This is a genomic window from Streptomyces nanshensis (assembly GCF_001751255.1).
In the GTDB taxonomy this organism is placed as follows: domain Bacteria; phylum Actinomycetota; class Actinomycetes; order Streptomycetales; family Streptomycetaceae; genus Streptomyces; species Streptomyces nanshensis_A.
This window is the reverse complement of sequence record NZ_LJGW01000131.1, coordinates 1-7,668: the sequence shown is the minus strand read 5'-3', so window position 1 is coordinate 7,668 and position 7,668 is coordinate 1. Positions and strand designations below refer to the sequence as shown.

At 73.4% G+C, this 7,668-nt stretch carries 6 protein-coding genes; 1 reads left to right on the top strand and 5 read right to left on the bottom strand.

The window, feature by feature from the left end; all coding sequences use genetic code 11:
- Window positions 1-83: 83 nt before the first annotated feature.
- The 5 genes from AN218_RS07665 to AN218_RS07645 form a co-directional block, all read right to left on the bottom strand.
- Complete coding sequence (locus AN218_RS07665) at window positions 84-374, bottom strand: hypothetical protein (protein ID WP_070016011.1); 291 nt, start codon at window positions 372-374, stop codon at window positions 84-86.
- A gap of 216 nt (window positions 375-590) precedes the next feature.
- Complete coding sequence (gene ilvD, locus AN218_RS07660; protein ID WP_070016010.1) at window positions 591-2,432, bottom strand: dihydroxy-acid dehydratase; 1,842 nt, start codon at window positions 2,430-2,432, stop codon at window positions 591-593.
- 310 nt (window positions 2,433-2,742) lie between these two features.
- Window positions 2,743-3,372, bottom strand: coding sequence for a TetR/AcrR family transcriptional regulator (locus tag AN218_RS07655; protein WP_070016009.1), 630 nt, complete (start codon window positions 3,370-3,372; stop codon window positions 2,743-2,745).
- Window positions 3,369-4,208 (bottom strand): sugar phosphate isomerase/epimerase family protein, encoded by an 840-nt coding sequence (locus AN218_RS07650; RefSeq protein WP_070016008.1) that lies wholly within the window; start codon window positions 4,206-4,208, stop codon window positions 3,369-3,371. The genes AN218_RS07655 and AN218_RS07650 overlap by 4 nt, the downstream gene beginning before the upstream one ends.
- 179 nt (window positions 4,209-4,387) lie before the next feature.
- Entirely contained in the window at window positions 4,388-5,320 is a 933-nt protein-coding gene (locus AN218_RS07645; RefSeq protein ID WP_070016012.1) for a Ppx/GppA family phosphatase, read from the bottom strand.
- Between AN218_RS07645 and AN218_RS07640 the strand changes: the two genes are divergently transcribed.
- Complete coding sequence (locus AN218_RS07640; RefSeq protein ID WP_107421390.1) at window positions 5,319-6,293, top strand: DUF3109 family protein; 975 nt, start codon at window positions 5,319-5,321, stop codon at window positions 6,291-6,293. The two genes, AN218_RS07645 and AN218_RS07640, sit on opposite strands and share 2 nt — an antisense overlap.
- The last annotated feature ends 1,375 nt before the right edge of the window (window positions 6,294-7,668 follow it).

The following is a 7,668-nucleotide window of genomic DNA, read 5'->3' as shown; positions in this document are numbered from 1 at the left end:
CGTGACCGTCGGCGGCGTCGCGCGCTGCCCGCTCGGCGCGCCCGGGGCGCCCGGGGCGCCACGCCCGCCCTGCGTCCGCGGGCTCACTCGACCTCGCGCATCATCCGCTTCTCCACGGAGTCGATCGAACGCCGCGCCGCCGTCAGCTCCTCGACGCTGCGCCGGTGCAACTCGACGTTGTCCTCCAGGAGTTCGGCGTACTTGCGGGCCAGCTCCTTGTACTGCTCCTCGCGTGCAGCGAGCATGCGGGCCCGCCAGGTCGCGGCGATCTGCCAGACCAGCACGATCAGCAGGACGAAGACGCCCGCGGTCCCGATGGCCGCTGCCCACACTCCGGCGGGGTCGCCCGCCGCCAGGACGACCGGTTGCTGCATCACTTCGCTGCCTCGCTCTCGGGCTCCTGGAACGTACGTGCGCTCGCATGATGCGCACACCGCGGGAGGCCCGGGAAAGGCAAAGCGCCGGAGATGGGGGGCTGTTCAGGGATGTCCCGGAGAGGGGCGCCCGGGTCTCCCCCAGGCGCCCCGAACTCCGTGTACGTACGGGGCCCCGGCCGGAGCACGCCGCGGNCCGGCCGGGGCGGCCGGCGGTCAGCCGCCGAGCTGCGTCAGGTCGCGCACCGCGCCCTTGTCGGCGCTCGTCGCCATCGCGGCGTACGCCCGCAGGGCCGTCGAGACCTTGCGTTCGCGGTCGCGCGGTGCGTACGTGCCGCCGAGGGCCTCGCGGCGCGCGGCCAGCACGTCGTCGGGGACGTCCAGCCGGAGCGTGCGGTTCGGGATGTCGATGACGATCGGGTCGTCCGTCTCGACGAGCGCGATCGTGCCGCCGCCCGCCGCCTCCGGCGAGACATGGCCGATCGAGAGGCCCGAAGTGCCGCCCGAGAAGCGCCCGTCGGTGATGAGCGCGCACGCCTTGCCGAGGCCGCGGCCCTTGAGGAAGGACGTCGGGTAGAGCATCTCCTGCATGCCGGGACCGCCCTTGGGACCCTCGTAACGGATGACGACGACGTCGCCCTCCTTGACGCGCTTGGCGAGGATCGCCTCGACGGCCTCCTCCTGCGACTCGCAGACGACCGCGGGCCCGGAGAAGGTGAGGATCGACTCGTCGACGCCCGCCGTCTTCACGACACAGCCGTTCTCGGCGAGGTTCCCGTACAGGACGGCGAGGCCGCCCTCCGTCGAGTAGGCGTGGTCGATGTCGCGGATGCAGCCGCCGGAGGCGTCGGTGTCCAGGGAGTCCCAGCGCTCGGACTGCGAGAAGGCGGCGGCCGAGCGGACGCAGCCCGGCGCGGCGTGGAAGAGCTCCATGGCCTTCGCGGACGGTGAACCCCCGCGGATGTCCCAGCTCTTGAGCCAGTCGGCGAGGGACGGGGAGTGCACGCTGTGCACGTCCTCGTTGAGCAGACCCGCGCGGTACAGCTCGCCGAGGATGGCGGGGATGCCGCCGGCGCGGTGCACGTCCTCCATGTAGTACGAGCCGTTGGGCGCGACCTTCGTCAGACAGGGCAGCGAGCGGGAGAGCGCGTCGATGTCCGCCATGGTGAAGTCGAGTTCGGCCTCCTGGGCGGCGGCCAGCAGGTGCAGGATCGTGTTGGTGGAGCCGCCCATGGCGATGTCGAGCGCCATGGCGTTCTCGAAGGCGGCGCGGGAGCCGACGTTGCGGGGCAGCACGGTCTGGTCGTCCTGCTCGTAGTGGCGCCGTGCCAGCTCGACGACGGCGGCGCCCGCGTCCTCGTAGAGCGCCTTGCGGGCGGTGTGCGTGGCGAGGACGGAGCCGTTGCCGGGCAGGGCCAGACCCATCGCCTCGGTCAGGCAGTTCATCGAGTTGGCGGTGAACATGCCCGAACAGGAGCCGCACGTGGGGCAGGCGCTGTCCTCGATGCGGCGCATGTCCTCGTCCGAGACGCTGTCGTTCGCGGACTCGGAGATGGCGCTGATCAGATCGAGCTTGCGGACCGTGCCGTTGACGAGCGTCGCCGTGCCGGACTCCATGGGGCCGCCGGAGACGAAGACCGTGGGGATGTTCAGGCGCATCGCGGCGTTGAGCATCCCGGGCGTGATCTTGTCGCAGTTGGAGATGCAGATCAGCGCGTCCGCGCAGTGCGCCTCCGTCATGTACTCGACGGAGTCGGCGATCAGGTCGCGGGAGGGCAGCGAGTAGAGCATGCCGCCGTGGCCCATCGCGATGCCGTCGTCCACGGCGATGGTGTTGAACTCGCGCGGGATGCCGCCCGCGGCGTGCACGGCCTCGCTCACGATCCGCCCGACGGGCTGGAGGTGGGTGTGGCCGGGCACGAACTCGGTGAAGCTGTTGGCCACGGCGATGATCGGCTTGCCGAAGTCCTCACGCGCTACGCCCGACGCCTGCATGAGCGCTCGGGCACCCGCCATGTTGCGGCCGTGGGTGACGGTACGGGACCTCAGCTCGGGCATGGTGGCACTCCTCGTACGGTGCGTGCGGACGCCGTCCGGCGGCGCGCTGTGCCGCCGGTGCGTGCCGCCGGGCGCTCACGGCGCCCCGGCTCGGGCAGCGGCTCGGCCCGGCGGCGGCTCAGCACATTCAGTGGCCCCCGAGGGTACGCCCCCGCGCCCGGAATCCGGACCTCGGGATCACATGCTGAGACCTTCCGCCCGGGTGCCGGGAGGGAGGGCGGCGGACCTGCGGGACCGTCCGTACGTACCCGCCGTCCGCATCCGCGCCCGGCCCGTACCCGTACCCGTACGCATCCCCATACGCGAGTCCTCAGCCCGTGAGATGCCGCTGGACGACGGGCGCCAGCCGCGGGATCAGCACCTCGGGCGGCGCCGACGCGATCGGCTCGACCTTGATCACGTACCGCAGCATGGCCGTCCCCACGAGCTGCGCCATCGCCAGCTCCACCCGCAGCTCCGCGTCGGGCCGGCCCAGGCCGCCCGCGAGGCGCTCCAGCAGATTGCGGGCGATGAGCCGGCGGAAGACGGCGGCGGCGGTGTCGTTGCTGACGGCGGACCGCAGGATGGCGAGCATCGGCTCGCGGGTGACCGCCCGCTCCCAGATGCGGAAGACGAACCGGGTGAGCTGCTCGCCCCACTCCTCCGGGCTGCCGGAGAACAGCCGGTCGGGGATGCCCAGCGCGGGCGCGAAGGCGCCCTCCACGGCGGCCGTGAAGACCTGCTCCTTGGTGCCGAAGTAGTGGTGTACGAGGGCGGAGTCGACGCCCGCGCCGCGCGCGATGGCCCGGATCGACGCCTTCTCGTAGCCGCGCTCGGCGAACTCCGTACGGGCCGAGACCAGGATGCGGTCCGGTGCGGCGGGCTCGCCCGCGGCCTTGGCGGCGGAGGCGGGGCGTCCGCGTCTGCGTACCGGACCCTCGGCGCGACCGCCGGACGTCACCGCTGCCCCTGCCGGGACGCGTCCCCGACGGGCGCGGAGGCGAGGTGGAGCCGGGTGTAGGCGAGCGCCTCGGCGAGGTCGCTCTCGCGCTCGGCCGCGGACATCGCGCGGCGGGTGTTGACCTCGACGACGACATGGCCGTCGAAGCCGCTGTCGCCGAGCCGCCCCAGCACTTCGGCGCAGGGCTGGGAGCCGCGGCCCGGTACGAGGTGCTCGTCCTTGTTGGAGCCGTTGCCGTCGGCGATGTGCACGTGCCCGAGGCGGTCGCCCATGCGCTCGATCATGGCGAGGGTGTCCGTGCGGGAGGTCGCGGTGTGCGAGAGGTCGATCGTGAAGTGGCGGTAGTCGTCCTGGGTCGGGTCCCAGTCGGGGGCGTACGCGAGCATCTCGCGGTCCCGGTAGCGCCACGGGAACATGTTCTCCACGGCGAAGCGGACGTCGGTCTCGTCCGCCATGCGCCACACGCCGCGTACGAAGTCCCGTGCGTAGGCGCGCTGCCAGCGGAACGGCGGGTGCACCACGACCGTGGACGCACCGAGGCGCTCCGCCGCGTGCCGGGCGCGCTGGAGCTTCACCCACGGGTCCGTCGACCACACGCGCTGCGTGATCAGCAGGCAGGGTGCGTGCACGGCGAGCACGGGTACGCCGTGGAAGTCGGAGAGGCGCCGCAGCGCCTCGATGTCCTGGCTGACCGGGTCCGTCCACACCATGACCTCGACGCCGTCGTAGCCGAGTCGCGCGGCGATCTCGAAGGCCGTCGCCGTCGACTCCGGATAGACGGAGGCCGTGGACAGGGCGACCTTCACCTCGGGGACGCGCGCAGCAGGTTGAACCACAGCAGACAGCCTACGGCTCCCGCCCGATGATCCAGCGGGGAGCGGAAGTCCGCCCTCCGGGGGCAGTTCCGCTGGTCGTCCCGCTGGTCACGACTGGTTGCGACTGGTCACGACGGTGCCGCGGCATGCCGTACGCCCCCGTCTGCGGGCGGCGTCGCGGCCCTGTGCCGTGAGGCATCTCACGAGCCCCGCAACTGGTCCAGGCGCCGCAGGATCACGCCCTCGCGCAGCGCCCACGGGCAGATCTCGACCTCCTCGACGTGGAAGAGGTCCATCGCACCCTCCGCGACCAGCGCACCGGCGAGGAGTTGGCGGGCGCGGCCCTCGGAGACGCCGGGCAGCTCGGCCCGTTCGGCGGACGTCATCGCGGCCAGGCGCGGCAGCTCCTCGCGGAGCCCGTCGAGGCTCAACCGGCGGTCCACGTACGGGCCTTCGGCGCTGCGTGCGGCGCCGGACAGCCGGGCGAGCTGCTTGAACGTCTTGGACGTGCCGACCACATGGTCCGGCCCGTTGAACCGGCTGAACTCCCCGACCACGCGGGCGATTTCGGCCCGTACATGGCGCCGCAGGGCCCGCTGGTCCGCCGCGTCCGGCGGATCGCCCGGCAGCCAGCCGCCGGTGAGCCGGCCCGCGCCGAGCGGCAGGGAGACCGCGGCGTCCGGCTCCTCGTCCTGCCCGGAGGCGATCTCCAGGGAGCCGCCGCCGATGTCGAGCAGCAGCAGCCGTCCCACGGACCAGCCGAACCAGCGGCGCGCGGCGAGAAAGGTCAGCCGCGCCTCGTCCTCGCCGGTGAGGACCTCCAGCTTCACCCCGGTCTCCTCGGCGACGCGCGCCAGGACGTGCTCGGCGTTGGCCGCCTCGCGGACCGCGGACGTCGCGAACGGCAGCAGATCCTCGACGCCCTGGTCCTCGGCGACCTCCAGGGCGCCGGCGACGGTGGCGGCGAGGCGCTCGACGCCCTCGGGGCTGATCGCGCCGTCGCCGTCGAGGAGTTCGGCGAGCCGGAGCTGCTCCTTGTGCGAGTAGGCGGGGAGGGGGCGCGCGCCGGAGTGCGCGTCTACGACGAGAAGGTGGACCGTGTTCGAGCCCACGTCCAGGACACCGAGTCTCATGACGTTCACGCTAGCCGCATCCGGTGACGCCCCGGCTACCCTGGGGCGGGTGGGTAAGACGAAAGCGGCGAAGCGCCGGAAGCAGGACGAAATCAACGATCCGGGGCAACCGGACACCACCGGCGTCCCAGGGGCCACGGACCCCCCGGGCGCCCCGGACGGCGACGACCCCCGCTCGGAGGAGACCGGGCTCGACTTCCCGCGCGCCTGGGTCGAGTTCCCCGACCCCGCGGACGAGGAGCAGGTCTTCCGCTGCGATCTGACGTGGCTCACCTCCCGCTGGAACTGCGTCTTCGGGCAGGGCTGCCAGGGCATCCGGCCGGGCCGCGCGGACGACGGCTGCTGCACGCTCGGCGCGCACTTCGCCGACGAGGAGGACGAGGAGCGCGTGGCCTCGCACGTGGCCCGACTGACGCCCGAGACCTGGCAGTTCCACGACGTGGGCACCACCACCGGCTGGGTGGAGAAGGACGAGGACGACGGCGAGCGCCAGACGCGCCGCTGGGAAGGCGCCTGCATCTTCCACAACCGCCCGGGATTTCCCGGCGGTCAGGGCTGCGCGCTGCACCAGCTCGCGCTGCGCGAGGACCGCGAACCGCTGGAGACTAAGCCGGACGTGTGCTGGCAGCTCCCGATCCGCAGAACCTTCGAGTGGGTCGAGCAGGCCGACGGCGAGCAGGTGCTGATCGTCTCCATCGGCGAGTACGACAGGCGGGGTTGGGGCCCGGGCGGACACGATCTGCACTGGTGGTGCACGTCGGCGCCGTCGGCGCACGGTGCCGGAGAGCCCGTGTACGTCTCGTACAAGCCGGAGTTGACGGAGCTGATGGGCGAGGCGGGCTACGGCATCCTCGCGGACATGTGCGACCAGCGGATGCGTACGGCCGAACAGGCCTCCGGGGGCCCGCACTTCGCGCCCCTGCCGCTGCTGGCGCCGCATCCGGCCGACCCGCCGCTGCCGGCGGACGGCTGACCGGGCTGCCCCTGGGGGCACCGCGCCCTCTGACACACGGCACCCCGCCGACGCTGCTGCGGCGTCGGCGGGGTGCCGTGTGTACGGGGGCGGCGGGACGTCAGCGCGGCGACGAGGTCGGCTCGCCGGAACTCGGCGGGTCCGACGGCGGCGTCGACGGGTCGTCGTCCGCCGGGGGCGTGCTGGGATCGTCCGGCGGCGGGGTCGTCGGATCGTGTGAGGGCGGCGGCGTCGGCGACGTCGAACCGGAGCCCCGTCCCTCGATGGTGACGACCGCACCGGACGGCGCGACCCGCAGATGCGCCGACCAGGGCCCCGACGGCTCACGGCTGCGAAGCACGGTGACGCGTACGGTCATGCTCTCGCCGGGACCGAGCACCCCGCTCGTACGGCTGAGAGCCAGCCACGGAGCGCCGCCGGACAGCGACCAGCGCACCGGCGAACCGCCGCTCGCCGTCAGCCGGATGAGGGTCGCGCCGCCCACGGGACGGGCGTCCACGGAGAGCCGCCCCGCGGCCTTCGCACGGTCCGCGCCGTCCTTGCCGTCCTCGTCGCCGGACCCGTGGCCCGAACGCCCGTGCTTACGGCGGGAGTCGGCGTCCTTGCCGTGCTTCTTGCGGTCGTGGTGCGCGCTCGCGCCGTCCTGCGCGGCGTTCTCGAACGGCTGCCCGCGCATGGCCGATTCGTCGTCGCGCCCCGCGGAGACCCTGGAGCGCTCCGACTCGCCGGTCAGGGGCGCGCCCCGGTAGGCGGCCCACAGGGCGAGCACGGGAGCGGCGACGACCGTGGCCACGACGGTGGTCGTCACGGCCCTGCTGCGCAGCTTGTCGCGGCGTGCGCTCCGGTCCTTGATCTCCACGGGGAAGCCGGTCTTGTCGAAGCGCGGAACGTGCCGGCTGCGGGCGCGGCGTACCGCCAGCACCGCCGCCTCCACCGCCGGACGCGGGGCCTCCAGCACCGCGAGCACGGAGGTGCCCGCCGGGGCCGTGCCCGGCCAGGCGACGCCGGACATGGCGCGCTCGGCGGCACGGCGGCAGTGCGTGCACTCGTCGACGTGCTTGACGAGTTCGCTGCGGAAGGCCGGGCCGAGCAGTAGCTGGTCCTCCCCTTCGAGACCCGAAACCACCCTGCAGCCACCGGACTTGACGACGGCGAGCGCGGCGCGGGTGCGCTCCACCTCGCAGGCGNNNACCTCGCAGGCGGCCTGGGAGAGCAGCGCGCCCGCCGTCTCGGCGCTCACCGACAGCACGGCGGCGACCTCGTGTGCGGGCAGACCGTGGCGTACGGCCAGCTCCAGGGCCTCGCGCTGCTCGGGCGTCGTACCGGCGGCCTCCGGCCAGGCGAGCGCGGCGAGGTCGCGGCGGCGCTGGGTGCG